We start from the raw sequence: 24,181 nt of genomic DNA on the forward strand, positions 1-24,181 counted from the left end.
CGAGGCCCGAAGAGAACGTCGTCGTCGCCACCCAACTCGGTATGCCGCCCGCGGACGCGAGAATGGTGCCGGCCGTGCCCAAGGTGAGTTTGCTTAATGTGTTGGCGCCCGAGGCGTAGAGAATGTCGCCGGTCGCATACGTACTCTGGTTCGTGCCGCCGCGCGTTTCTCCTAAGATGCCCGTCGTGTCAGAGAGGAGGACGCCCAAGGTGGAGGTGGCGACGAGGGTGTACCCTGTTCCCGTGCCTCTCAAGATCTGTCCGAAGGAAGGAGTGGCGGTGAGACCGGTACCGCCTGAAGAGACGCCGAGGGCTGAAGCCAAAGTGAGGGCGCCTGATGATGAAAATGTGGAGGTTGCCGTCGCGCCGAAGGCGGCGGTGTATGCCGAGAGCGCGGTCGTGCTTGCATTGGCAATTTGTGAAATTCCTAAGAGTGTCGGTGAGGTGCCGAAGACGAGCGCGCCGGTGCCCGTTTCGTCGGTGAGAAGAGAAATTAATTCTGCGGACGTATCGATAGACGTGGAGGAAACTTTGTTGTTGAAGAGCGACCAGTCGGAAGAAGTGAGGAACCCTTTGAGGGAAGCGGAAGCGGCTTGGCCGTTTAGGTAGTCAATGGAAAGATTACCTTCTCCTGCGGGAGAGTTGGTGAGGTCAAAGTCGGTGCCGAGGAAGTCGAGGATGGTGGCGGTGGTGACGACATCAGAGTCATCCACTTGCAGTGTCGCAATGCCGCCGCCCGCGCCGGAGTCATCGGTACCGCAGATGACATTGCCTGACGCATCGGTCTGGAGGAGTCCCGTTGAGCCGGAGCAATTGAAGCCGACAAGAACGAGGCCCTCGCTTGTAATGCGCAGTCCGGTGAGTGTAGAGGTAGCGGAAGCACTGAGACGAGTCGCAGAGACGCCGCCGGCAAACGTAGAGGTCGCTGTTGCTTCGCCGCGAATAGTCGTGGTCGCGGTGCGGCCGACCGCAAGGGAGTCATATGCCGAGAGCGCGGTCGTGGACGCGTTCGCGATCTGCGTGATGCCGGAGAGCGTCGGGCTCGTGCCGAAGACGAGCGCGCCGGTGCCTGTTTCGTCGTCGACGATGGCGGCGAGTTCCGAGGATGTATTGATAGAGGTGGAGTTGAGGAAGTCGGTGCCCAAGACCGCGGCGAGGAGCGAGCCGGAGCCGTTCGTTTTGAGGAGGCTAGAGGTGATGCCGGTGACGGCGAAGTTCGTCGTCGAGGCGTTCGTGAAGACGCCGGTCGCAGGCGTCGAGGCGCCGATCGTCGTGTTGTTGATCGTGCCGCCACTGATAGTGAGGGCGTCTGTCACCTGTCCGTCGGTTGCCGAACCGGTGAGGTCGGCGAAGTTGATGCCCAAGGTGCTCGTCGCAAAGGACGTTACGTTCCCTAGCGCTCCCGTGTTGTTGCCGAGGATCGAGTTCGCGGCGATTTGCGGGAGTTGCGCGAGGGTGAGCGCGTTGTTCGCGATGCCGAGAGTGACGGCGCTGCCGCCGACTTGCGCGCCGAGCGTTCCCGACGTGACTGAAATGCCGGCGCCGACTGCGATGGAAGAGGTGGCGACGCCCGAAAGCGCGTTCCCTCCATTGCCGTAGAGGAGCTGGGAGGAGGTAAAGGTTCCCTGCCCCGTGCCGCCGCCGGCAACCGAGAGCGTGCCGGTGATCGTGGGCGGAGCGAACGTGAAGGCGCCGCCTGAATTCGTGATGGCGTTGGAAATGGTGAGTCCGTTAAACGAGGTCGCCGTGGAGGTGGCAAAGGTAAGCGCGCCCGTCTGCGCCGTTCCATACGTTTGAGCGATGGATGAAACGCCGCCGCTGCCTCCGCCGACGCAGACACCGCCTATGGCGAAACATCCGGCCGAAAGATTGATGCCGTTCCCGGCGGTGGAGGAAGCGGCGGCGCCGGTGAGGTTTAAATATGTTGCGGCGAGTCCCCCGCTGAACGTGGAGGTGCTATTCGCGCCGAGCACATTGACAAAGCCCTGAATCGTGGAGGTGCCGGTCGTGTTGCCCTGGAGCGTGGACGTCGCCGTTCTGCCGACAGAGAGATAGTCAAGCGCGGAGAGCGCGGTGGAGGAAGCATTCGTGAGAGAAAGTAATGTCGGCAAGGACAGCGTGACGGCGCCGGTGGAACCCGAAGCGGAGATCTGGTTTGTTGTGCCGGTCAAAGAGGTGACGCCCGTGTTGGTGACATTGCCGTTTGCGTATGCGAGTCCCGACGAGAACGTGGTCGTCGCCACCCAACTCGGAATGCCCGCTGAGGACGCGAGAATGGTGCCGGCCGTGCCCAACGTGAGTTTGGAAAGCGTGTTGGCGCCCGAGGCGTAGAGAATGTCGCCGGTCGCATACGTACTCTGGTTCGTGCCGCCGCGCGTTTCTCCTAAGATGCCCGTCGTGTCAGAGAGGAGGACGCCCAAGGTGGAGGTGGCGACGAGGGTGTACCCTGTTCCCGTGCCTCTCAAGATCTGTCCGAAGGAAGGAGTGGCGGTGAGACCGGTACCGCCTGAAGAGACGCCGAGGGCTGAAGCCAAAGTGAGGGCGCCTGATGATGAAAATGTGGAGGTTGCCGTCGCGCCGAAGGCGGCGGTGTATGCCGAGAGCGCGGTCGTGCTTGCATTGGCAATTTGTGAAATTCCTAAGAGTGTCGGTGAGGTGCCGAAGACGAGGGCGCCGGTGCCGGTTTCGTCGGTAAGAAGTGCGGCCAATTCCGCGGAGGTGTCGATAGACGTGGAAGAAACTTTGTTGTTGAAGAGCGACCAGTCGGAGGAGGTGAGGAAACCTTTAAGGGAGGCGGATGCGGCTTGGCCGTTTAGGTAATCAATAGAGAGGTTCCCTTCTCCCGCGGGAGAGTTGGTGAGATCAAAATCGGTGCCGAGAAAATCAATAACGCTTGCAGAAGTGACAACATCAGAGTCATCCACTTGAAGTACTGTGATGCCGCCGCCCGCGCCACTGTCATCTGTACCACAGATAACATTCCCCGACGCATCGGTTTGGAGGAGTCCTGCGGCACCGGAACAATTAAATCCTGTGAGTTGTAAACCCTCACTCGTAATGCGCAGTCCGGTGAATGTAGAAGTAGCGGAGGTGTTGAGGCGCGTTGCAGAAACCCCGCCGCTAAACGTGGAAGTTGAGTTGGTGCCCAAGACGTTCAAGAATCCCTGAATGGTTGACGTGCCGGTCGTATTGCCTTGGAGGGTTGAAGTCGCGGTGCCTCCGACGTAGAGCGTATTAAAGACGGAAAAAAGAGTGGATGATGCCTGACCTAATGTGGTGAGTCCGGAAACATCCAGCGTGGAGTACAGCCGAGTTGCTCCTGTTGCTTGCAGTGTGGAGGACGCGAAGAACCCGCCTGTGGAATTTACAAACAACAGATTCGCGCCGGTGGAATCTTGTATCTGGAAAATATTCGCGAGCTGATTTAAAATAGACCGCAAAGAAAGTGCGGTGGTGTTTGTTGAGGTCGCCTCAACGGATATCACTGACGTGCCGAACGGTGTCGTTGTTCCAAATGACGACGGTGTCGTTGACCCGCTCACCGCTCCACTTAATCGAGCAAACGGCGCGGCACTGATCCTCTGTCTTGGTGAAAGTGTTTGGAAAGTTGAATTATCGGAAGAAACTTCAACTTGAAGATAAATATCACTTGCGGTATTGAAGTCATAATCAAGCGCGTGCGGAAATCCGGCGGCAGTATCGCCGATGTTTGCAACAAATACACCTTGCCGTACAGTGAGCGAAGAAGATGACGGCGCGCCGGTCGGCCACAGCCGAGTCCCCGAACCGACGGTTGCATTATCCCAGATAGAAAACTTAAAGTAGTATGCGGTTCCGGAACCTCCCAAAAGGTCACCGTTTGAATCAGCGAGCCTTCCTTGGTAACTAATGATGGACGGGGTTCCCGCGGCTTCCACGAATGAATAAGAAAGCAAAACCACCGGCAGTATTAGTATTAAGGCAAGAAAAATTTTTTTATTATGTCTGCTCGTGAACATGAAAAATGATCCCTGAAAATGTAGAGAACTTACCTATATTTTAGCATGGAAGGGCATAAAAAATCACATTAATTATCCCCACTTTAAAAAGCTTACGGGGGTCTTTCTTGGTCGTTTCACCATGTAAAAAATACCAAGGCCTCGCCTTGGTATTTTTAGGCCTTGATATTTTTTCTATCCGAGAATATTCCTTAACTTTGCGCAAAAAGAAAAACGGGAACACAACCTTCCAAGTCCCCAAAAACTGCCGGCGCGCGTCGCCATGAGCACAAGGAACGCAAGCGCGTAGATGATATGTTCATCAACAAGGTATGTATGCGGGTTCGGATATGGAAAGTCCAAGATCGGAAAATAAAACAACAGCATCAGTGCGATGCCAAAAAATGAAGCGGCGCGAACAAAGACTCCCGTTAAGAGCGCGACACCGATGAGCAGTAGGCCCCATGCATTGAGGAAGTTGACGATCGGCAAAATGTCCGGCTGGAGAAACCACTGATAGAACCCCGGAAACGTCTTTGCTCCCTGGATATATCCCGCCGCTGACCATGCGGCATTTTGCACCTTCGTGATACCCGCGTAAAACGTAAACCAACCCATGGAAATACGGAGAAGAAAGATGGAGATTTTTTGAAAATTATTCATACCCTTTATTGAACCATGTTACCAAATATATCAGCGCTTTAACATACAAAAGTGTGGATACATACGCCGAAACAAATCTATCTCTCTAGAGCAGTTGGATTGCGGCGCGGGTTTTCGGACCAAAATATCCCACAGCGGGAGTAATATTATGTGCCTTTTGGAAAAGAGTAAGCGCACGCACTGTTGCCGGTCCAAAGTATTTGGTTTCATTTCCCGGCGAGCCGCCGCCTGTCGTTGAGACGCTAAACCCGCGCTCGTTTAAAAATTTCTGCAACGTTCGCACATCCTCTCCTATTATGCCAAAATACAAATTGCGACTCGGTGCCACGACTCCGGGTTTACCGGAAACATTTATCACGGAAGTATCCGTGGTGTTTACTGAAATAGTCGCCGGCACAAACGCCATGCTTTTATTTTTATATTGAGCGAGTACATTCCACAAGCCGGCATCCTGTCCGCCATCAATTTTAAATAACGCGATACCGCGCACTCCCAGTTTTTCTGCCAGCTCGGCTTTTTGGCGGATCGCTTCCGCGTCACTCCATGACATCACCCGAGTTGCGAATGGAAGAGGGATAGATGGATCAAGCGATCGCGACGCCGGATAGGTGAGGAAAAGTTCTCCCGCCGAATTGCGCATCGGCGCTATCTGCAGTTTCAACGCCGTATCGGTGGCATAGCCGGGGTTGAATGACCACAGATTTGAATATTCTATTTCCCCGCTTCCATCAAGCGCGTTAAACATGTCGTACTCATATCCATACGTCGGCACGCCGATAACGATCTTACTCTTGTCAATATCCTTCGCGGCAAGAAGTATAACCTTTTCAACCCACGCTTTATCCGCGACGGGAACGTACGGATCCGCGTTTGATTTATTCAACTTCAAGTCAATGCGACCTTGATCATAGGCCATGATGCGCACCCGGTCGCAGTATTTGTTGATCTCAACAAAGTCGTTGGCGTACTCAATATCCTTGGGAATTGATTCGGGTGATGAGTATCGCGAATCAAGGGGCGTGCGCGCCTCAATGGTGCACATGATCCATTTATCAAACTCCATCGCTACATAAAGCTCTTGCAAGAAAAGAGAAAAGTACGGCTTCGTACGCGCATACTTCCCTTCATAGTCAATATCTATGCCGTCAAACTTGCGCGCGTACACCTCTCGCACGATCGCGCGTACATGCTCTTGTCGCTTCAAAGGATCGCGAAGCACTTCATCAATCGCGTCAGGATTTGCCCACATGACGGTGGGAATGAACCTAATCCCCTTCGCTTTAGTTTGCCCTGCCAAATTCACCCATTGCGCATCAGTAAGGAGAGATGCTTCGTTAAGTTCACCATTTAGCTTCACGGTGTATACAAATGGATTTACTTCGGTGAATGTGTCAACGTGCGGCAAGATGCTCTCCACCCCCGCTGTCCCACGCCAATACGGGATCCATCCTGATATTTCAAATAGCTCATCAGTCGCGGCAAAACTCGCCCCGGGCAAAGCCGAAAGCGCCAGAGCAAACAAAAAAATTATTTTCCGCACCATAGTTCTCATTACCCTATTCTAACACACCAAAACATACACAAAAAATACCGAAGAAATACCGAGGCCTTGCCTCGGTATTCTCGGTATTTTTTGTGTAAACGTACTTTTCATCTTACTTCTTTGAAATTTGTTGCCAGAGCCAGATGCCGAGGAGAACGAGAACAACCATTACCACCAGCCACGTGATAACACCGAATCCTCCCATCATGCCTGTATCTCCATATCCATATCCCATCATATATTTATGTTTTTATTTTATTAAAGAGAACGACAAATAGACTTACCGCAAGCGATGCAATCACATTCCACACAATCAGGCCCGCAATAAATGTTGAAAGTGTGATGACATTACCGCCAATGACTGTGTTTGTATGGAGCGCGTATTGCAAGAATAGCTCTCGTAAGGAAGGAAAAAGAGCCACTCCTCCAAAACACACCACATAGACGATACTCACCCAAGCGGCAACGATGACCAGAAGATGTCTTAAGTTCATCATGTTAATATTTTTTACTGCTTAATTTACTTATATCGACCTTTTGTTGTTATTATACTCTTTTGCTTTCAGAATTACTGCACCTTGAAGCTAAACGCCATCCCCGCTTCAATGTGTTCAAGGATGTGACAATGCGCTACCCACGCGCCCGGGTTTGAGGCATCAAGCAAAATATCAACCGTCTGACCTGAAGGGACAAGTACCGTGTCTTTCCATGCAAGATTTGTTTGCGGTGTACCATTTTGATTTACCACCAAAAATCGTTGGCCGTGGAAATGAATGGGGTGCTGCATTGAATGCACTCCGTTTGAAGTGTTCTCAATGCGTATTTTTACCGCACCGCGTTTAAATGACCAGTCAATATCCATATTTTCTTTACCGGTATCTTGGTCTACTATCTTCCATTTGATTAAACTTGTGTCGGACATCTGGTTCATCATCGCCATATCGTCTTCCCATTCAATGCCTGCCTGACCGGTAGGCAGACCCTCTTTGTTCGAGGTCATCATCCCACCCCCCATCATTTGCATCGTGTTGCCGATAGTATCAACAGAAAGCGCGAGGCGTCTTTGGTGCGGCACATCAAAATATTGCCGAAACGGGTCAATGCTTTTGATGACTTCCGGATGCGCGCGAAGTGTCGCAAAAGATTTTGCGGTCTCCGAAGCTACTTGCTCGTGAGAGACAATGATTGTGCCAAGCGTGTACGTTCTCTCCGGCGTTTTGCTTTGAAGCGCGTACTCGCCCGGAGTATCAAAGAGTACCTCAACAATGGCGCGTTCCGATGGATTCACCAGTACTTCATCTTTCCACATATCACGCTCATACAAGCCGTTGTCCCCGCCGACCAATTTCATTTTTGCGCCTAATAGTGCGAGATTAAAAGGGCGGACGTTTGCGCTGTTGGTAAAGTAAAATCGGACCACTTCGTTTTTCTTGACCAAAAGCGTGTAGTCGGTTTCGCCGTTTATGAACGCTGTGTTGCCATAACGACCCATAAGCGTATGATCTGCCTCGTCTTTTTTGAATGGCGCGATTTTGCCATTGAGAAGCAAGATGTCGTCCACGAAAATTGGCACCTCGCGATCAACGGGATTCCACGATGAACCCGGAGCTGGCGTCACGAGGAAATTGCCATAGAGCCCCATCTCAATATTGTAGTCATCGCGCATGTGCGGATGATACCAATACGCCCCGGCGTCGGGAAATGAGAGCGTATAGGCAAACGAGTCGCCGGGAGAAACCGCCGGTTGCGTAACATCCGGAACACCGTCAAAAGCATTCTCCATGCGCACGCCGTGCGAATGGATTGTGTTTGCCATATCGGTATCATTTTTGAAGTTGACGGTAATGGTAGCCCCCTCCTGAATTTTTATAGTAGGTCCGGGAATCATGCCGTTGTAGGCGAGCATCCGCACCTCTTTTCCTTTTATTTTTTTCTTCACAAATCCTGCCGTGAGGTCAAAGGTATCGCCATCTTTGAGTTCCACTGTCTCGTTTTGTTTTGCTTCGGGGAGACCGGCGGTATCGGTAGAAAAAACGCCGGACATCGCTTCTTTGTTACCGCTCGATTGCCCCCAGAGGATCGCTCCTCCGATGAGGATTGTGGCAATGACAATGAATGTGAGTGTTTTATTTTTCATATTTTTATAGCTCTTGTCTTTTAAGCAAGATGGCATTAAGCGCGACAATCACCGTGGACATGCTCATAAACACGGCGGCAAGCGCGGGCTCTAAAAGTATCCCTTTGAACGAAAGTACACCAGCCGCGAGCGGAATTGCCACGATATTATATCCCGTTGCCCAAAAAAGGTTCTGAATCATTTTAGCATACGTGAGACGCGAGAGACGAATGATCTTCGGAATGTCGCGCGGGTCGTTCCGTACCAAAATAATGCCCGCGGATTCAATCGCCACATTGGTGCCGGCGCCGATCGCGATACCGACGTCAGATTGAGTAAGCGCCGGCGCGTCGTTCACGCCGTCGCCAACCATGGCTATCTTCAGACCACGCGATTGCAGAAGCTTCACCTTCTCCGACTTCTGCTCCGGAAGCACGCGGGCAAAATACTCGTCAATGCCGAGCTCTCCGGCAACCCACTTCGCCACGTCTTCCGAATCGCCCGTGATCATGGCAGTCTTGATCCCCATCGCGCGAAGACTGTTGATTGCCTCGCGCGACTCCTCGCGTATGACATCGGCAAGCGCGATCGCGCCGAACGCTTTGCCATCTCGTATGACAACATTTATTGTTTTACCTTGGCTCTCTAACACGCGAACTTTTTCTTTGAGAGCGCCCTGAAGCGCCGCGCCACGCTCCTCCGAAAGCGACGTACTTCCGATGATTGTTTCCACGCCACCCACTAGGGCTTGAGCACCCTTCCCCGGTATTCTTTCAAAATTCTTCACCGGCAGGAGCGCGATATTCCTCTTTTTCGCTTCTTCCATCATCGCTTTAGCAAGCGGATGCTCGGAGAGACTGTTCACCGAAGCCGCGTACTGCAAAACTTCGGTTTCATTTCCCTCTGTCACGGGAATGATTGCGTCAATCCCAAACTCTCCGCGAGTGAGCGTTCCCGTTTTGTCAAACAAGACGACATCAATATTGCGCGCCGCTTCAAGCGCGAGACGTTGACGCACAAGAAAGCCGTTTCGCGCCGCTTTCGTTGTTGAAATGGACGCGACGAGCGGGATTGCGAGCCCGAGCGCGTGCGGACAGGCGATGACCAAGACCGCGACCATCCGATTGATGGCGAACGCCGCGTCAGAGAGCGCAAGCCACGCGACGAGCGTGATGCCGCCGGTGACCACCGCGATGATGGTGAGATAATACGCCGCGCGGTCGGAGAGCATTTGCAAACGCGACTTTGAACTTTGCGCCTCCGCGACAAGGCGCATCACGCCGGCCAAAAATGTTTCGGCGCCGATCTTCGTCACCGTCACTTGGAGAGAGCCGTCGCCCACCGTCGTGCCGGCGATCACCGCATCGCCTTCTTTTTTGGGCACCGGTTTTGATTCGCCGGTTGCGATGGATTCGTTCACGTCCGAGACTCCATCTTTCACAACGCCATCCGCGGGAATCCTGCCGCCCGGTTTTACCAACATCAGATCGCCCTTCCGGAGTTCCGAGAGTGCGATCGTTTCCATCTTCCCGTTTCGTATGACCTCTGCTTGATCGGGCAAAAGTTTTGAAAGTTCTTTGAGCGCGCCCTGCGCCCCGCTTACCGCGCGCATCTCAAGCCAGTGCCCCAAAAGCATGATGGTGATAAGCGTCGCGAGTTCCCAGTAAAGAGTTTCTCCTTTTCCAAGTAGCGTGATAGCAACGCTGTAGAAATACGCGGTGGAAATAGCAAGCGCGATCAGGGTCATCATTCCCGGCAAGCGCGCCTTGAGTTCCCGATACGCGGACGCTATAAATATCCATCCGCCGTAAAAGAAGATAATTGAAGAAAGGGCGAGAGGTAAATATTCCGAACCGAAAAATTGCGGAGCTTCCCAATCGAGAAGTTTCTGCGCGATGTCGGAATAGAGAACGATCGGGATAGAGAGCGCAAGGCTTATCCAGAACTTAACCTTAAAAATGTTTGTTGAGTGCCCCGCGTGTTTACCCGCCCCGTTGGAAGCTTGCTTTCCTGCGGGGTCGTGTCCTTCGTAGTCCACTGTTTTTTGCTTTTGTTTTGTCGGAACTAAATTCATACCACACTCCGGACACATTCCCGGCTTATCCGAAACGACTTTCGGATGCATAGGACACGTGTACATAGTTACTCCGGAGTTATGGTGGTTGTGGTTCATATATTCTCTTCTTACATTTACGCAACAGAATCAACGGCCTTTTTCAATTTCGCCTCCGCGAGAACCGCAATGTCGGACAGTGCCGGATTATCAAGCATTCCCATCGCGGTGGTGGGGAGGATTGCTGATACAAAAATATTCCCCTCCTTCTCATACACGATGACATTGCACGGCATAAAAAGCCCTATCTCTTTTTCGGCTTGCAGTGCTTGATAGGCAAACGGCGGATTGCACGCACCTAAAATGACGTACTCTCCGTGAGAAACGCCGAGCTTCTTTTTGAGTGTCGCTTTCACATCAACCTCGGTAAGAATGCCGAACCCTTCCTCTGCGAGCGCGGCCACTGTTTTCTCTTTCGCCTCTTGAAACGAAAGTGGTACTTGTTTTGTATAACTGTATTTCATAGATAGTATAAGTAATTATTTTTTAATAACACTGAGATTTAATTAGAACTCATCTCAAAAATGCTTTCGTGGCGAAATGCAAGATTTTCGAGCGAAAGGCGCGAAGCCCGACGAAGAATAGCAGTGCTATTTTGAGGAGGGATGAGCGTCTTGCAGCCGAAAATCTTGTCATTGCAGCAGAAATTGATTTTTGAGATGGGTTCAGTAGTTGGATTCAATGCTGTTGCATGCTCTTCATGTGGTTTCGGAACGCGATAATTTTTTGCGCAATATAAACAATACCACCGACATTGAAGACAATACCTACCCAGAAAAACTCTACTTGATATTGGCCAACGACGCTTGCCAATCCGGCAATGCCTAACACGGGAAGGATATTCGCAAGGTAATGCGCGCAACAAGAAATCATGGCGGCAGTAGAAGTTGTTCCGGAGAGAGCAATGACCGCCTTTGGAGCACCGCTGTCGCCCGAAACTGCTTGTTTAAGGTAACTATAGAGACCGATCTGAATACCAAATCCGACCGCCAAGCTCACAATGAAATACCAATACGCGGAAAACTGACTTAGGGTGAATGCCCAGCCGGAAATAAGCGTGACTACGAGAAAGAAGACGGCGAGCATTGCGATTGCCGCTCCCGTTCCTTTAATGATTGCTTGAATAATTGTTTTGGACATAATTATTCCGTATCTCCCTTAAATTTTAATGCGTCTTTGCCGAGATCGTAGTCCACTTCAACAAAAACCTTAACCTCGGGCGCTTTCCCGTGTATATTGGATTTAATGGTAGCCGTTCTGAAAAATCTTCCGTCATCTTCGTAGTGGTAATTGGGATCAAATATCACGGTAAGAATTCCTTGTTCCCCAGGTCGCAATAATTTTTTATCAATTTCCGCACTCGTGCAACTGCATGAGGTAAGAACTTCACTGATAGTAACATCTTCGCTTCCATTATTAAGCACATTGAATGTTTTTGAGACGGTGCCACCGCTCTGGCGGATTTTTCCGAAATCATACTCTTCCGGGTCAAGGGTAAGATGTGGCCCATGGAGAGACTCGGAAACCGTCTCGTTCTCTCCCGCAGTTTCTGCCGGGACTCTTTGATTTTTTGAGATAGTACCGGCAAGTACGATCAGAAGTGCTATGATCCCGGTTATCAACAATATATTTTTTTTCGTCATAACGTTAAGGTTAGAGTTTAAGGAGTTACATTTGCTTCAAAGGTAAGTTCAATCGGTTCCTTTTGGGCGTCCGTTTCAAGATAGATAATACGACGTACCTTGCCTATGGCGGATGGCCCATGCGCCGCCGGATCAAATACTATTTCCACGCTTGCTTCTTCGTTAGGGGTAATAGATTCCGAAATGGTTGGGATTGCTGTGTGTCCCGGCATACCGAATGGCCCCGCCTTGCCTTCCTTTGTGATAAGCGTTGCCGTCGTGCACATGCAGGATGTGTATATTTTTTTGACCTGCACAGGGCTTCCACCGCTATTTTTTATTTTGAACACACGCGAAACCTTGCCCGCCGACATTGAAATGGTGCCAAGATCGTAGAATGGTTCAATGGCGACAAGCGCTCCCGCGCCGGGTAGTACATCAGTAAGAACGTTTGATTCGTTCCCCAAGCGCGACAACTCCGCCCTTTTCTCAAAGAGAATGACGGAGCCTGCCGCAACTACAAAGATGATAAGTATAACGAGTTGATTTTTTTTCATAAGAGTTTTGTTAATGTATTCCTGTAATCATATCGCCCGCATTACGGACGATTGTTGTGTTCAACTGTATATCCGCTCTTCTCCCACGCATTCATTCCGCCCGTCAAGTTGTACACATTGGTGTACCCGAGAGCGATAAGTTCTTTTGCCGCCACGGTGCTCATACTACCACTCCGGCAATAGAGTACGATCTTCGCATTCTTGTCGCTTGGTAGCTTCCCGAGATTTTGTCCAATAGTATCGTAGGGAATAAATGCGTCCGTGTTCGCAAGTTCCCCCGCGTAAGGAATGTGGACGTTCACGAAAAAGAAGTCTTCGTTCTTTTGCTTCTGGGTGAGCGCGATGCTTTCTATGTCGTAGTACCCCTCGGCATTCTTTACATCCACTCCGTTCACCACGGATGATGCTTGCGGAGTAGCGGTATCCTGTTTAACGGTATCACCGCGCAGGAGGAAATACCCGCCGAGGATAGCAATAAGGCCGATAGAAGCAACAGCAATGATATTATTTTTACTCATAGTAGTATTCTTCTTCCTATTATACACTGCATCCGCCACCTCCTTGCGGCACTCCTTTGACACTTTCTGCGACACGAGCAAAACCGGACGCGCTTGAATATTCTTTTCCGAGGATCTCTTTCGGAGAGACCTCACTTGGTACGCGTCCTTTTGATTCAAGATAGCGGTCAATCGTGGCGTACTGATTCGTGAACCAAAATCTATTCATTTGAAGCGCGGCTTTATACATCTGTTCCTCGGTCGCGCCCTGCGAAACGAGAAGCTCAAGAAGCCCCAGCATCGCCATGCCGTGATTGCAATCGGGGAAGATTGCAGGATTATTACAGCACGGACGGTAAATATTGCCGCTTACACTTTCAACCATTCTCTGCTGTTTTTGAGTGAGGGTGATGAACGGATGCGCACTGTAATGCTCCATCGCGTCGCCATTGGCGAGCGTCCATCCGCCCGTTGAAGCGAATCCTCCGGCGCCGCCGTAGCGCGCGTCGGCCATTTGCCCCTTTTCCAAAATAGTATTTTCATTGCCGAGCCCCAATCCCCACAGGAGATTGAGGATGAATCCGGCGTTTTCTTGCGTAACTACGATGTTCCCTTTCATATTGGTTTCAAGAAATCGCTTCTCATCTTCGGTGAGTCCCCCACGCCCTTGATAGAGCGCTTCAAATTTCGCGCGATCAATCACTCCTGTTTCTACCATGCGCATGCCGAGATTACCCCACTCTGCGGAAAGCTCCACTCTCTCTAGGGTATTTCCCTTGTCTCGCGCGCCGCCACCCCAAACAGATATCGTTGCGGGCTTCTCTTTTTGGATAACATCAGGCGCAATGAAGTTTATCGCCTCAACAGCAAAAACAACTCCCGCGATAAGGATGAACGCTCTAGCGTGCTTTCCCACTTCCCGCGTAATGAATTTTTCTTTTTGTGGTTCATTCATAATGAAAGCGGCTATTCAAACTTCATAACAATTTTGTCCCCGTCTGCCATCGCATAACTACCAAACTCCGTGTTCTCTTTTCCATTCACCGTCATGGTCATGGCGGAACCGAATTCGCTCATGTCCTTGCCCCAGTTTTTGAAGAAGTTGCCAAGCTTTACATCATCTTTCGTCACTCGTCCGGAGAATTCAAGGTGGAGTACGCCTTGTGCCGCATCCTCGCTGTGTGTGTGTATGGGCTGATGCACGGCGCCGAGACCGATACTCTCGGGAATTTGCTGCAGTTCGCCCTTCACATAGATCTCAAGTTTCGGATGCCAATGAATGCCTTTTTGGGCAATTATGTTAGGGTTGCCTTTGTCTCCGGAAAGACTCCGAGAAAAATACGACCCTCCGACAAGAAGCACTATCACTATAACGCCTCCGATAATAAATTTTTTCATGATTCTAAGAAGTTAATGTTTGTTAATTAATGCACACAGCCGAGCTTTCAATTTGCTTTGCGGTGAGATAGAGAGACAGCACGAGTAATGCAAGACCAAGAAGTCCGAATTCGGCGCCGGCAAGCGGCAATAATGCAACTGCCGATGCCGCGCCAAACCAAGCAAGGACTGTCGTGAGAAGAAAAGATCCGCATGCCGCGCAACCAATGCCGAACGCGCCGGAAACGATACCGAGTACGCTCCCTGCCATTCCTTTCTGTGCCGCGTTTGCAACCCCGCGACGGAGAAGAAAGACCGCGAGCGCGACATTTAATCCGAAGAATACCGCTATGCCGATGGTATACGAGGCGGACAGCAAAGAGAAATTGGTGGCAATTCCACCCAAGAGGCTCCATGGAATTTCAATCTTTTGAGCCAGCGTCGCGTGAGAGCGGAATATATCGGCGATGAGCCCGAGATTCGGGAGCCACGTCGCAAATATAAATACCAGGAGACCCACGCTAGCGGCGAGCATTGCATACAGCGGCCGCCTTAAAACTTTCCCTAATGCTTGAACTACAATACTCATTTTTTCTAAAGTGCTTTGTCAATAAAGGGTACGAGTGCCCGAATGGAATCGGACGAAAAGAAAGCACTAAAAGATTTTTGGGTTGAGAATTCCGTTTGAAAACGCTTCGGCAAGCGGGTTACGAATTATGGAAATAACTCTCCTCAAGATCAGAATCGTCTTTTGATTGAAAAAGAAAGAAGCAAGACCCGCACTCCAAAAATCTTTTACTGAAAAAGCAAAAAGCAAAAATGCCAAGAAAAGGACGAGTGCGTCAAATGTGCCCTTCGGTGATACGCTCACAAACATATTTTGCCAAGCGGCAATGTGCTCCAGGGGATTCATCTGGCAAACAGTTGTCATTCCCATTACGGAGCAACCCGACATCTCTTGCCCCAGGGAACCCATATTCATCCCTAGATGATTAGCGCCAATAAAACCCACCAGCAAAAAAGCGATAATGCCGAAGAAAAGGAGAAATTTGGTCAGGTTTTGCGACAGAGAAATATTCATATTTTTAGTATAGTCAGTATAGCAGATATTGCAAATCCTTGCCTAGTGATAACTGCGACAATCCTTATGCCCAACGAGGTAACGCAAATCGGAGTATCCGCACACGACACAGCGATTATGCCCGTTCTTTTAGTTCCACCGTTTCTTTTTTAAGATCAAATTTAACAACAAAGATATTAAAAAATCCATTTTGTCCCACAATACCGTATGGCATAACATTTCCAGCAACATTGTGCATAAAACCTGCGTCGATTTTATACGAATGTCCTCCGACTTCAATTCCCACCTCTTTATGTAAAAAATATATAGACGATTTTCCGCCAACACCAAAAACCTCGTGTCGTTTCCCGCTTTTCACATCAATACCGATAGCCTCACCAATCTCTGCATCAAAAATACACAAATCGGCGCCTGAATCAACAAGCACCTCATATCCTACAGTATTGTTTTCATTTTTTATTTTAATGGGGATAACGGGTCGAAGTGTTGTTTTGCTGTAGCGTTTATATTTGAATTTCATAGCGTTTTTCAGCCGATATAGGGGACGAGCTTTTCGGGTACGCGCGTCAAAAACGGAGTCTTGTTACTCTTTTTTTTTGCTTGATCCAGCGCTTCACGGACGGTCTTCCCAGCACCAAGAACCGTTTTTTCATCAGCTGCCAAAGCAACCCAATTGCCTTTATATTTTTTATAGATTTTTGTCCAGTTGATAGCCATGTTGATAAGATTATCAAAAATTATACAATACTACAACTTGCTCTTATTATAGAGAATAAACAAGGAGGAGCACTGCGAGGAGATGGCAATAAATCTCTCGCCTCACGGCAAACTCTCGCACGCCAAACCATCCTTGTCGTTATCCAACTTGTGTACGTCGTTACCCGCTCCCCCGCACGCCTCATAGACCGACTGCGCTTCCATATGCGTCAAAAAATCGCTACAGTTGTAGAGGTTTGTTGCGCAAGAATATTGAGAGGAAGGAGGTGGTGTTGGTGGAGGAGGTGGTGTTTTTGTTTGTTCAGATCCATCACAAGCGCCGTTGCCCCAGAGCCCATACTTCTTTGCCTCCGCGGATTTCTGCGCCGCCTTAAATTCCGACTGATACTTGTACGGGATGTTGTATGTGTACTCGTATGCATATCCTTTTTCTATCATATACTTGTTAAAAAAAAGTCCGTCTTCTCGGTAGACGTAGGCAAGAAGACGGCCGTACTTATCGCGATCACCTTGGGACGGATCTTTTTCAATCCGAACTTGCTTGCCCATCAAAAGCTCCTTTGCTTTGTTTGACGCTTCAGTGCCAAAACATAGAACGGCGGTACGCGGGTCAACGGTTTCTGGCGTATTGATGCCGATAAGGCGAATGGTCTCCGTTATACCATTCATACGGAGGGCAATGGTATCTCCGTCAACGACCTTCGTAACGAGATAAAATGTATCTTGATGAGCGGTCGGGGCAGGTTGTACCTGCTCGCTTGCCGCAGAAACTGTCGCGGTGTTTTCCGTGTCTGTTTGTTCGGATTCTGGAGCAATATCAGCGACGGCCGAGGCATCTTGGGATGTTGAAGCGGTGTTTTGGTTTACTGAAGGTTCTGAACCACCAACAAAAACACCGAGCACGACAATAAGTCCAATAAGTCCTAAGGTGGTATACAAGACTTTCTTGACCATACTATGTAATACTTCAGTTCAACCTCTCAAAGGGACTAGAGACAAGCCCTCGCTTTGAAGTAGTCGGTGGCGGTTGGCTCGGCGCCGGCCTTTATCTCATTTGCCCGCTGTGTGCCGAGCTTCTCGTAAAAGCACTGCTCCATTGCCGGTGTGATTTTTGAAGGGAGAACTGCAGGGTCTATTCCCAATGCCTCAGCCGCCTTTTCTTGCTCCGGGCTTAAAAGCGTGTTTTTGTCCGTAGTACCACTCTCTACTTTCGTATCAGATACCTGTTTGGTCGGCTGACCAATCAGAGTTTTAATGAGAGGCTTGAGCTCAAAAGGATCGGCGATATACAAATATGCTCCGGTGAGCAAAGTCAAGAAAAATATGACCCCAAGTGTGGTAAAAAATGTTTTTAAAAAATTCATACTTGTTTTGTTTTTTAACTACTTAAAAATGTTCTTTAAACTCTCCACCATCTAACGTCCCTGTCGATCAAGACTCTTGTACAACGAGCCGGTGAATACAAGGATACCCAATCCGGTGATGAAGATCAGAAACGGGCGGTCGGCGAGAAACGATATCTGGTCAATGACGGACTCAAAACCATAGAGAACCGCTACGACACCAAAGACGCTGAGAAGAGAAAACAATAACGGATAACGACCCAAAACGCTCTGCGCCCGTTCACCCATATAATCATTGGTCTTCTTTGTCAGATTTTCTATATGATCTAATGGATTATTATTCATTGTGATTTATGACGCGTCGCTGTTTCGCGGGAGCCAGTCAATGAGCTTTTTTCGGTGCTGGTCAAGCGACCATAAGTCACCATGCTTAAAAAGCATGGTGTGCGCGTCTTGGAACTTTTTTAATAATACGGCAGTGGCGCGCGGAAAGCCTGCGGGCATATTTTGATTGTAGGATTTCAAAAAATCCGCAAGAGGTATCTGCATCTGACTCTCCTTCAACTTTTCTCCGTATTTTTTCATTACTTGCAATAGTACCACAAAATAAACCCTCAATCAAGAAAAACCGGACAAACGATTTCATCCTCTATCCTTTTAGTAAAAAAGGTGATATTCAAAAAAAGCCGCCAGGAATATCCTGGCGGCAGACTCAAATTTTTTTTCGTGACGGTCGTGTGAAAATATAGAGGGCGACGGCAACACCCAACACCCCTAAACCAATCTTCACTGGCAACAAGGGCGCGATTATGATTGCCCACGTAATGCTCGCCGCGATCATTATGATGGCGGTCGCTTTCGCGCGAACCGGAATGGCTTTATGCTCGTGCCAATCTTTTATCAGCGGACCAAACCACTTGTTGCGGATGAGCGCCACATGAAATCTCTCCGACCCCTTCGCGTAACACCCGCACGCCAACAAGACGAAGGGTGTTGTGGGCAGGATGGGGAGGAATATTCCAATGACTCCTGTTGCAAGTGAAAGATGTCCGCAACACACAAAAAAGAACTTATACATTACGAACACCTCCTTTTAGGATACCTTGAGCGAATAGTTACGCGAAAAGAAACTGTCTCCAAAGGAGAATGGTTCCTGTCGTAAACGTCGCGATGAAAAAAACAATGAACGGATAGGTCACGTATCGGTGCCGCCGCGGGGCAGAAAGTCCCGTCAGGCGAAAACGCGCAAGCAGATACGTAGTCGTACTAAGCCCCACCAGAACAAAATGGAAGGCGACCAATGCGGGATCCCCCCAGAGACCGCCTGATTTGCGGACAGCGATCTCCATGCCGACAACGCCGACAAGAATAAAAGTTGTCAGTATGGCAACGTGAATGCGATGAACATCCACCGCGTCCGGTTCTTCGGGCTTTCCCTCCCGCAGACGTCTGGCGCGGATTCCCGTTGAAACGACATATCCCATAAAGAGCACTGCGGCCGCGAGTGACATCCACCCGAGGTACGCCGCTCTCTCGGCATTGCCTGTCCAAAAGAATATTCCGCTCGCCAAAGCGACAGTAAACACATAAAACCACTGGTAAGACATGGTGACCTCCCGGTTTAAAAAGAACAAGTTTTTATACCACCCGAACTCAACATTGAGCGAGGATATTACTAAAAAACATCTTACCAGTAAGGAGCATATAAAACAATGCTTACCGCGACTGACGGAACCGAGCCGACATTAGAGAAAAAATCCGCTGATGAGCGAAAAGACCCACGCAAAAACGAGAAGCGCCGTCCACTTTTTATGTTCCCTGAAGAAGTTTATCCCCGCCCGGTATGCTCGGTGCGCAAAGAAAAACATCACTCCCGCCTGCACGAACGCCCACAGTGAAATGATGCCGTGCACCGGCGCGAGGAATATATACGTCGGTTCGGACATCGCATGCTCGGCCATGTGTCCCGTAACGTATTGCCGGGACAAGAGCAGGACAACAAAGATAACGGCGTACGCAAATATACTAGACGCGATCTTGGAAAAGAACACGCCTCTTCTGTACGCGACGAGCGCAACGCCGATCACGCCGAAGGTAATGCCGGCAAAAGAAGTGTGGATAAAAAGATCGGTAAACAAAAATTCCATATCAATATATTATATATCAATCCCTATTAACGGATCCCCGTATCTACATCAATAGTGAGCGTAACAGGCGTATTCGCCGTAACGTGAATTTGGATGGGCAAACCGCTTGTTCCTCCGATCCCCTGATGCGCCATGTCAACCCAGTAATCTCCTTCCGGGAGAGTCGTGCTGAATTTCCCTTTTCCATCCGGAACAAGTGTTGCCACGAGCGTCTCTCGGTCGGTGAGGTAGACGAAAACTTTTCGCGCGGCAAACATTTCAGGTGTTGGATCGCAGGGTTCGTCAATCCGCTGGACGGGACAAACAGGACCAATCGTCATGGTGCCTTGCAGTATGCCGGTACCTCTTCCCTCCGATTTAGTCGTATTGAACCGCAGTGGGATTGAAACTGAATCGGCGTGTTCCGGTAAGCCAGAAGGATTATCTTTCTCTAACACCAAGGTCCCCGTTTCTGTCGCGGGAGTATCAAAAGTAAGCACTACTTCAAATGGAACGAATTCTGTTGTCATCCAATCACCCTTGGCTTGCGCGGGCAAAGCGACGAGTTCCCTTCCGTTCGCGTCAAAGAGCCGCACTGGAAATGAAGCTTCAAAATACCAATTTCCTCTTGCTTCTCCTCGCACGAGAAGCGGACTCTCTACCAGAGCATTCGGCAGAGGTAGCGTTATGCGAATTTTATCACTCTTTACTAGATCGATTATTTCAGTGAATGACTTTTCCCCCGCACGACACTGGCGCGGATACGTTTCCATCACCGGGAAGCCCAGAAGAACGCACCGCTCAAAACTGTCCGCGCTCTTTCCCTTTTGTTGCTGGAACACAAAACACCAGTCGTCCTCACACTGGAAAAGAAAGATGACCGCAAGTCCCGCGGTAACTACCAGTATTCCTATGATGATAATGATTAATTTTATTTTCATAAATACTTCTTAAACCATACTACCGCAAGTTCCGCCACCTGTTCAAGTGTCCCCGATTCTTCAAAAAGATGTGTCGCGCCGGGGACTATTTCCATCTTTTTCTCGCAATGAAGCGCGGCAAGTGCTTGTTCGTTAAGTTCAATAACGCCGTAGTCTTCACCACCGACGATGAGAAGGGTTGGGGAGGTGACTTTGTCCAATTCCTCCATCGCAAGATCTGGTCTTCCTCCGCGCGAGACGACCGCCGCGATGCGTGAGGGAAACCGCGCGGCAACTTGAAGCGCGGCGGCCGCGCCCGTCGATGCTCCGAAGAGCCCTACGCCGAGGCCTTTTAACTCTCGCTCCTCTTCAAGCCAGGAGACGACCCCACCGAGGCGCTCCGTCAAAAGACCGATATCAAAACGGGTTTCATACACCTCATCCTCCTTCTCTGTCAGAAGATCTATCAAAAGCGTTGCGATTCCGGCCTTCTCTAGTTCCCTCGCGACAAACATATTGCGAGGAGAAAATCTGCCACTCCCGCTCCCATGCGCGAAAAGCACAACGCCAGTAGCGTTCTCCGGAACGGCAAGTGTGCCTTCAAGCGTTACGGCGGGAACCGGTATTTTTATCTCTCGCTTCATACATTGACTGCAGTAATCTGATAACTTCTTCATCGGGAACCTGTTCAAACCGGTCGTAATGGGCGCCGACGGCTCCTAAAAATCCCTCCGGCGGTTCAAGCACGATAACGTCTCCGGCACCTTCCTCTTTAAGAGCGCGCAGGGATTCCATCGGCGCAACGGGCACGGCGACGATGATCTGTTCCGGTTTTTGCGCTTTAACGGAACGCACGGCAAGCCGCATCGTGAGGCCGGTTGCGATGCCGTCGTCAACGACAATGGCGATTTTCCCCGCAAGGCCGCGCGGCATTCTTTTTTCGCGATATACGGTGCTGCGCCGCTGTGCTTCTTTTCTTTGTCGTCCGATCTCTTCTCTAAGCCACGCTTGGTCAAGCGCTGCCGTTTCCGTTTCATTCAGGATTGTAGTCCCCTTCTCATCAACCGCCCCGATCGCATACTCGGGGGAGGAAGGATGACCGATCTTGCGAACGACAATGATATCGAGCGGGAGTTTGAGCGCTTCGGCTATTTCGTGCCCTGTGACGACCCCGCCGCGCGGTAGCGCCAAAACAACCGCTTCTTTCCCGCGATATCGTTCCAGTTTCTTTGCGAGTTGCCGCCCGGCATCTGCTCTGTCGGTAAACATAAATTTCTTCAATGTCAATCGAATATTCCGAGTGCCCCGGCAATATACGATACATAGTCACTTTCATCGTACTCTTCGTCTCTGTTACAGTCAAACACGCACATGACCCCATTCCCCCCACGTTATTAGCGACGTAGAGCGAGCAGAGTATAAAAGATTACTTTTATACTCTCGAGCCGAGAAGCTAATATAGGTCAATACCGCGTGGTCTCTGCCACGCTTCTGTATGAGCGAAGCGAATTCCACGTATTACCCTGCGGTTTCTGCCGCAGGGGCCTATATTTTTCATTTTATCACTCTTTGATAGCACAACGCGCTTTGAGTTCTTTGCGGTCGTCATCTGTCAGTTTTTCGTTCGTGCTCGTATTAAGCCTGTACATAATAGCTTGGGGATTCTCTATATGCTGGAGTCCTAGCGCGTGCCCAAACTCGTGTGCTAAAACTCGCACCAGTTTATCGCGGTTGCTGAATTCGTAAATATTTATCTCCTGTTCGCCTCCGCTCTCTTGGTAGTCTCCTTCGGTAAATTCTTCACCGCGCGATGCACCGATTTCATTATACTTTTCCACGCTTAGATTAAGCGAAGCTACCAGGCGATTGAGTACTACCACCAACGAATTGATATTCTCCACATCTTCATGGAGATTCATTTCGAGTTTTTGTATTTCTGCCAGCTCCGCTTGAAGTGCCGTTTTTTCTTCTTGAAGCTGTTCATATTCTTTTTTCGGAGCCCCGCCTTTTTTATTCCAATACTGTACTGCTTGATCGTAAGCATCTTTCTTCTCTGTGAATGAAGCTGCACGCGTATCGTAATCTGTTTTTGCTTGTGTGTATTCTGCGCGGAGCGCGCCGTATTTTGCTTTCAACTCATCGTACGAAGCTCTGTCTCCCTTCACCACAATACCAAGACTCTCTAATTTATTGGTCGCCTGCTGACGATAATCGTAGACGAGGTTTATTGTTAGCTCTCCGGACTCTCCATAAACAAAAAGTTCTTTTCCGATCGGCTTCTCCCATGTGACCTCGGCTTCTTCGATCGCGCTTAAGAAAGCTTCTCTCGAGAGGCCAAATTTGTCATCGAACGAACCAATCGTGTACGTGATCGGTTTTTCGCACGGAGCATATATGAAATATGAGGTAAGGATATCCTTAATTGGCTGCTGAAACGCATAAGCAAAAGCGCCAAGGATGACTATGATTACTATCGTTTTAATACTTTTCATATAACAGTATATCCAACACTCTTCGGAGTCCAAACCTGGATCATGGGTAATTCCTCCCGTCACCCATGATAGGTATCGTATCTCCCAGATACTTTGGCTGTCGGTGAAAGATCAGATTGAGTGCTGCCTTCTCATTGGCAAGCACTTCGTGAACATAGTTGCGAAAGAGCATATGACCCACATCCGCATTTACTCCATATGCGGTTATTCCAAGTCGGCGTGCGATAAAAACAGCACGGGGCAAATGGAATGATTGGGTTGCGATAAGAACGGAGGTGACGCCAAAAATATCGCGAGCGCGGTACATAGTGCTGTACGTATCAAATCCGGCGTGATCAAGGAAAATATCCTGATCCGGAATACCCTTACTGATAAGATAAAGGCGGACCGGATTCACTTCGTTGTGGCTCACAGTGCTGTTGTCGCCAGAGACAAGAATTTTTGACACTTGTTTCGCTTCATACAATTTAATAGCCATATCCGCACGGTCAATAAAGATTGAGGAAAGTGAACCATCTTGGAAGATAGCCGCACCGGGAATGAGCGCCACCTCGACGTTCGGAGCCTCCGGAGCGTCATCATATATATATGGTTTTGCCCCCAAGAAAATAACTATATTGGTGACAAGAATGACCGCAATTAAGAGCCCAAAACCCAGTGCAATAAAAAAGAAAAGGCGCTTCATTTCATAAGTATACGCTTTTCTAGATTGGTTGCCGAGCAGGAACTCGATCACGAGTTACTAAGTATTTTATCATGCTTCGCATTTCTAAAATACTAAGTACTCTCGACCCCGGCTCGCCTGTCGCAGAGCGACATTGCTCCGCCTTTCGAGTCCTGACGCGAGACAATCAATTCGCTCCCGGCAGCAAAATCTCGCTACCGCTCTATTTTGCTGACTGTCGCGGTCTCAAATACGTGAGATGAGGCCTTGTAAGGACATTTTAGCATCCCTTCTACTCATTAGACGAGCCGTCTCGGTCTGTGGGGTGTTTTTGTGAATGTTACAAATGAGACACAAAACACCCGTCTCGGTCA

General features: G+C 49.6%; 30 protein-coding genes. All 30 read right to left on the bottom strand.

Going from position 1 to position 24,181, the window contains the following annotated elements:
• Window positions 1-3,997, bottom strand: a 3,997-nt coding sequence (locus AAB523_01745) for a hypothetical protein (GenBank protein ID MEK7555990.1), incomplete at its 3' end; no start/stop codon positions are given.
• Between the two features lie 174 nt (window positions 3,998-4,171).
• Window positions 4,172-4,639 carry a DoxX family protein gene (locus AAB523_01750; GenBank protein MEK7555991.1) on the bottom strand — a complete coding sequence of 156 codons (468 nt, stop codon included), beginning with the start codon at window positions 4,637-4,639 and terminating at the stop codon, window positions 4,172-4,174.
• Window positions 4,640-4,724: 85 nt separating this feature from the next.
• Window positions 4,725-6,182 (bottom strand): glycosyl hydrolase family 18 protein, encoded by a 1,458-nt coding sequence (locus tag AAB523_01755; protein ID MEK7555992.1) that lies wholly within the window; start codon window positions 6,180-6,182, stop codon window positions 4,725-4,727.
• Window positions 6,183-6,294: 112 nt separating this feature from the next.
• Window positions 6,295-6,420, bottom strand: a complete 126-nt coding sequence (locus tag AAB523_01760; protein MEK7555993.1) for a hypothetical protein — start codon at window positions 6,418-6,420, stop codon at window positions 6,295-6,297.
• 4 nt (window positions 6,421-6,424) lie between these two features.
• Window positions 6,425-6,679: a DUF5676 family membrane protein gene (locus AAB523_01765; GenBank protein MEK7555994.1), complete on the bottom strand. Its 255-nt coding sequence runs from the start codon at window positions 6,677-6,679 to the stop codon at window positions 6,425-6,427.
• A gap of 71 nt (window positions 6,680-6,750) precedes the next feature.
• Window positions 6,751-8,319, bottom strand: a complete 1,569-nt coding sequence (locus tag AAB523_01770) for a multicopper oxidase family protein (protein ID MEK7555995.1) — start codon at window positions 8,317-8,319, stop codon at window positions 6,751-6,753.
• Between the two features lie 4 nt (window positions 8,320-8,323).
• Window positions 8,324-10,423, bottom strand: a complete 2,100-nt coding sequence (locus AAB523_01775) for a heavy metal translocating P-type ATPase (GenBank protein MEK7555996.1) — start codon at window positions 10,421-10,423, stop codon at window positions 8,324-8,326.
• A gap of 65 nt (window positions 10,424-10,488) precedes the next feature.
• Entirely contained in the window at window positions 10,489-10,875 is a 387-nt protein-coding gene (locus tag AAB523_01780; GenBank protein MEK7555997.1) for a DUF302 domain-containing protein, read from the bottom strand.
• Between the two features lie 214 nt (window positions 10,876-11,089).
• Entirely contained in the window at window positions 11,090-11,551 is a 462-nt protein-coding gene (locus tag AAB523_01785; protein MEK7555998.1) for a hypothetical protein, read from the bottom strand.
• Between the two features lie 2 nt (window positions 11,552-11,553).
• On the bottom strand, window positions 11,554-12,054 hold the full coding sequence (locus tag AAB523_01790; GenBank protein MEK7555999.1) for a DUF1573 domain-containing protein: 501 nt from the start codon (window positions 12,052-12,054) through the stop codon (window positions 11,554-11,556).
• A 17-nt stretch (window positions 12,055-12,071) separates the two neighbouring features.
• The gene (locus AAB523_01795; protein ID MEK7556000.1) at window positions 12,072-12,590 is read right to left on the bottom strand and encodes a DUF1573 domain-containing protein; all 519 of its coding nucleotides are present in this window, start codon (window positions 12,588-12,590) and stop codon (window positions 12,072-12,074) included.
• A 41-nt stretch (window positions 12,591-12,631) separates the two neighbouring features.
• Window positions 12,632-13,108 (bottom strand): rhodanese-like domain-containing protein, encoded by a 477-nt coding sequence (locus AAB523_01800; protein MEK7556001.1) that lies wholly within the window; start codon window positions 13,106-13,108, stop codon window positions 12,632-12,634.
• Between the two features lie 19 nt (window positions 13,109-13,127).
• Window positions 13,128-14,042 (bottom strand): hypothetical protein, encoded by a 915-nt coding sequence (locus AAB523_01805; GenBank protein ID MEK7556002.1) that lies wholly within the window; start codon window positions 14,040-14,042, stop codon window positions 13,128-13,130.
• Between the two features lie 11 nt (window positions 14,043-14,053).
• On the bottom strand, window positions 14,054-14,485 hold the full coding sequence (locus AAB523_01810; protein ID MEK7556003.1) for a hypothetical protein: 432 nt from the start codon (window positions 14,483-14,485) through the stop codon (window positions 14,054-14,056).
• A 22-nt stretch (window positions 14,486-14,507) separates the two neighbouring features.
• On the bottom strand, window positions 14,508-15,053 hold the full coding sequence (locus tag AAB523_01815) for a hypothetical protein (protein MEK7556004.1): 546 nt from the start codon (window positions 15,051-15,053) through the stop codon (window positions 14,508-14,510).
• 66 nt (window positions 15,054-15,119) lie between these two features.
• On the bottom strand, window positions 15,120-15,545 hold the full coding sequence (locus AAB523_01820; protein MEK7556005.1) for a hypothetical protein: 426 nt from the start codon (window positions 15,543-15,545) through the stop codon (window positions 15,120-15,122).
• Between the two features lie 115 nt (window positions 15,546-15,660).
• Window positions 15,661-16,065, bottom strand: coding sequence for an aspartyl protease family protein (locus AAB523_01825; protein MEK7556006.1), 405 nt, complete (start codon window positions 16,063-16,065; stop codon window positions 15,661-15,663).
• 8 nt (window positions 16,066-16,073) lie between these two features.
• Entirely contained in the window at window positions 16,074-16,262 is a 189-nt protein-coding gene (locus AAB523_01830) for a DUF5678 domain-containing protein (protein ID MEK7556007.1), read from the bottom strand.
• 102 nt (window positions 16,263-16,364) lie between these two features.
• Window positions 16,365-17,216 carry a thermonuclease family protein gene (locus tag AAB523_01835; protein ID MEK7556008.1) on the bottom strand — a complete coding sequence of 284 codons (852 nt, stop codon included), beginning with the start codon at window positions 17,214-17,216 and terminating at the stop codon, window positions 16,365-16,367.
• A 35-nt stretch (window positions 17,217-17,251) separates the two neighbouring features.
• Entirely contained in the window at window positions 17,252-17,626 is a 375-nt protein-coding gene (locus AAB523_01840) for a hypothetical protein (GenBank protein ID MEK7556009.1), read from the bottom strand.
• 51 nt (window positions 17,627-17,677) lie between these two features.
• Window positions 17,678-17,950, bottom strand: coding sequence for a hypothetical protein (locus tag AAB523_01845; GenBank protein MEK7556010.1), 273 nt, complete (start codon window positions 17,948-17,950; stop codon window positions 17,678-17,680).
• Between the two features lie 6 nt (window positions 17,951-17,956).
• Window positions 17,957-18,190: a hypothetical protein gene (locus AAB523_01850; protein MEK7556011.1), complete on the bottom strand. Its 234-nt coding sequence runs from the start codon at window positions 18,188-18,190 to the stop codon at window positions 17,957-17,959.
• Between the two features lie 127 nt (window positions 18,191-18,317).
• Window positions 18,318-18,683, bottom strand: a complete 366-nt coding sequence (locus tag AAB523_01855) for a YbaN family protein (protein MEK7556012.1) — start codon at window positions 18,681-18,683, stop codon at window positions 18,318-18,320.
• A gap of 37 nt (window positions 18,684-18,720) precedes the next feature.
• On the bottom strand, window positions 18,721-19,212 hold the full coding sequence (locus AAB523_01860; GenBank protein ID MEK7556013.1) for a hypothetical protein: 492 nt from the start codon (window positions 19,210-19,212) through the stop codon (window positions 18,721-18,723).
• A gap of 138 nt (window positions 19,213-19,350) precedes the next feature.
• Complete coding sequence (locus AAB523_01865; GenBank protein MEK7556014.1) at window positions 19,351-19,752, bottom strand: hypothetical protein; 402 nt, start codon at window positions 19,750-19,752, stop codon at window positions 19,351-19,353.
• Window positions 19,753-19,778: 26 nt separating this feature from the next.
• Window positions 19,779-20,672, bottom strand: coding sequence for a Gmad2 immunoglobulin-like domain-containing protein (locus AAB523_01870; protein MEK7556015.1), 894 nt, complete (start codon window positions 20,670-20,672; stop codon window positions 19,779-19,781).
• The gene (locus AAB523_01875) at window positions 20,669-21,295 is read right to left on the bottom strand and encodes an alpha/beta fold hydrolase (protein ID MEK7556016.1); all 627 of its coding nucleotides are present in this window, start codon (window positions 21,293-21,295) and stop codon (window positions 20,669-20,671) included. Before AAB523_01875 ends, AAB523_01870 begins: the two co-directional genes overlap by 4 nt.
• Window positions 21,252-21,920, bottom strand: a complete 669-nt coding sequence (locus tag AAB523_01880) for a phosphoribosyltransferase family protein (GenBank protein ID MEK7556017.1) — start codon at window positions 21,918-21,920, stop codon at window positions 21,252-21,254. The genes AAB523_01875 and AAB523_01880 overlap by 44 nt, the downstream gene beginning before the upstream one ends.
• A 293-nt stretch (window positions 21,921-22,213) precedes the next feature.
• A complete protein-coding gene (locus AAB523_01885) occupies window positions 22,214-23,143 on the bottom strand; it encodes a matrixin family metalloprotease (GenBank protein ID MEK7556018.1) in 930 nt (309 codons plus the stop codon).
• Window positions 23,144-23,183: 40 nt separating this feature from the next.
• Window positions 23,184-23,828 carry an ElyC/SanA/YdcF family protein gene (locus tag AAB523_01890; GenBank protein ID MEK7556019.1) on the bottom strand — a complete coding sequence of 215 codons (645 nt, stop codon included), beginning with the start codon at window positions 23,826-23,828 and terminating at the stop codon, window positions 23,184-23,186.
• Window positions 23,829-24,181: the final 353 nt, after the last annotated feature.

Source organism: Patescibacteria group bacterium, assembly GCA_038063375.1.
GTDB lineage: Bacteria > Patescibacteriota > Minisyncoccia > Phycocordibacterales > JANLHH01 > JANLHH01.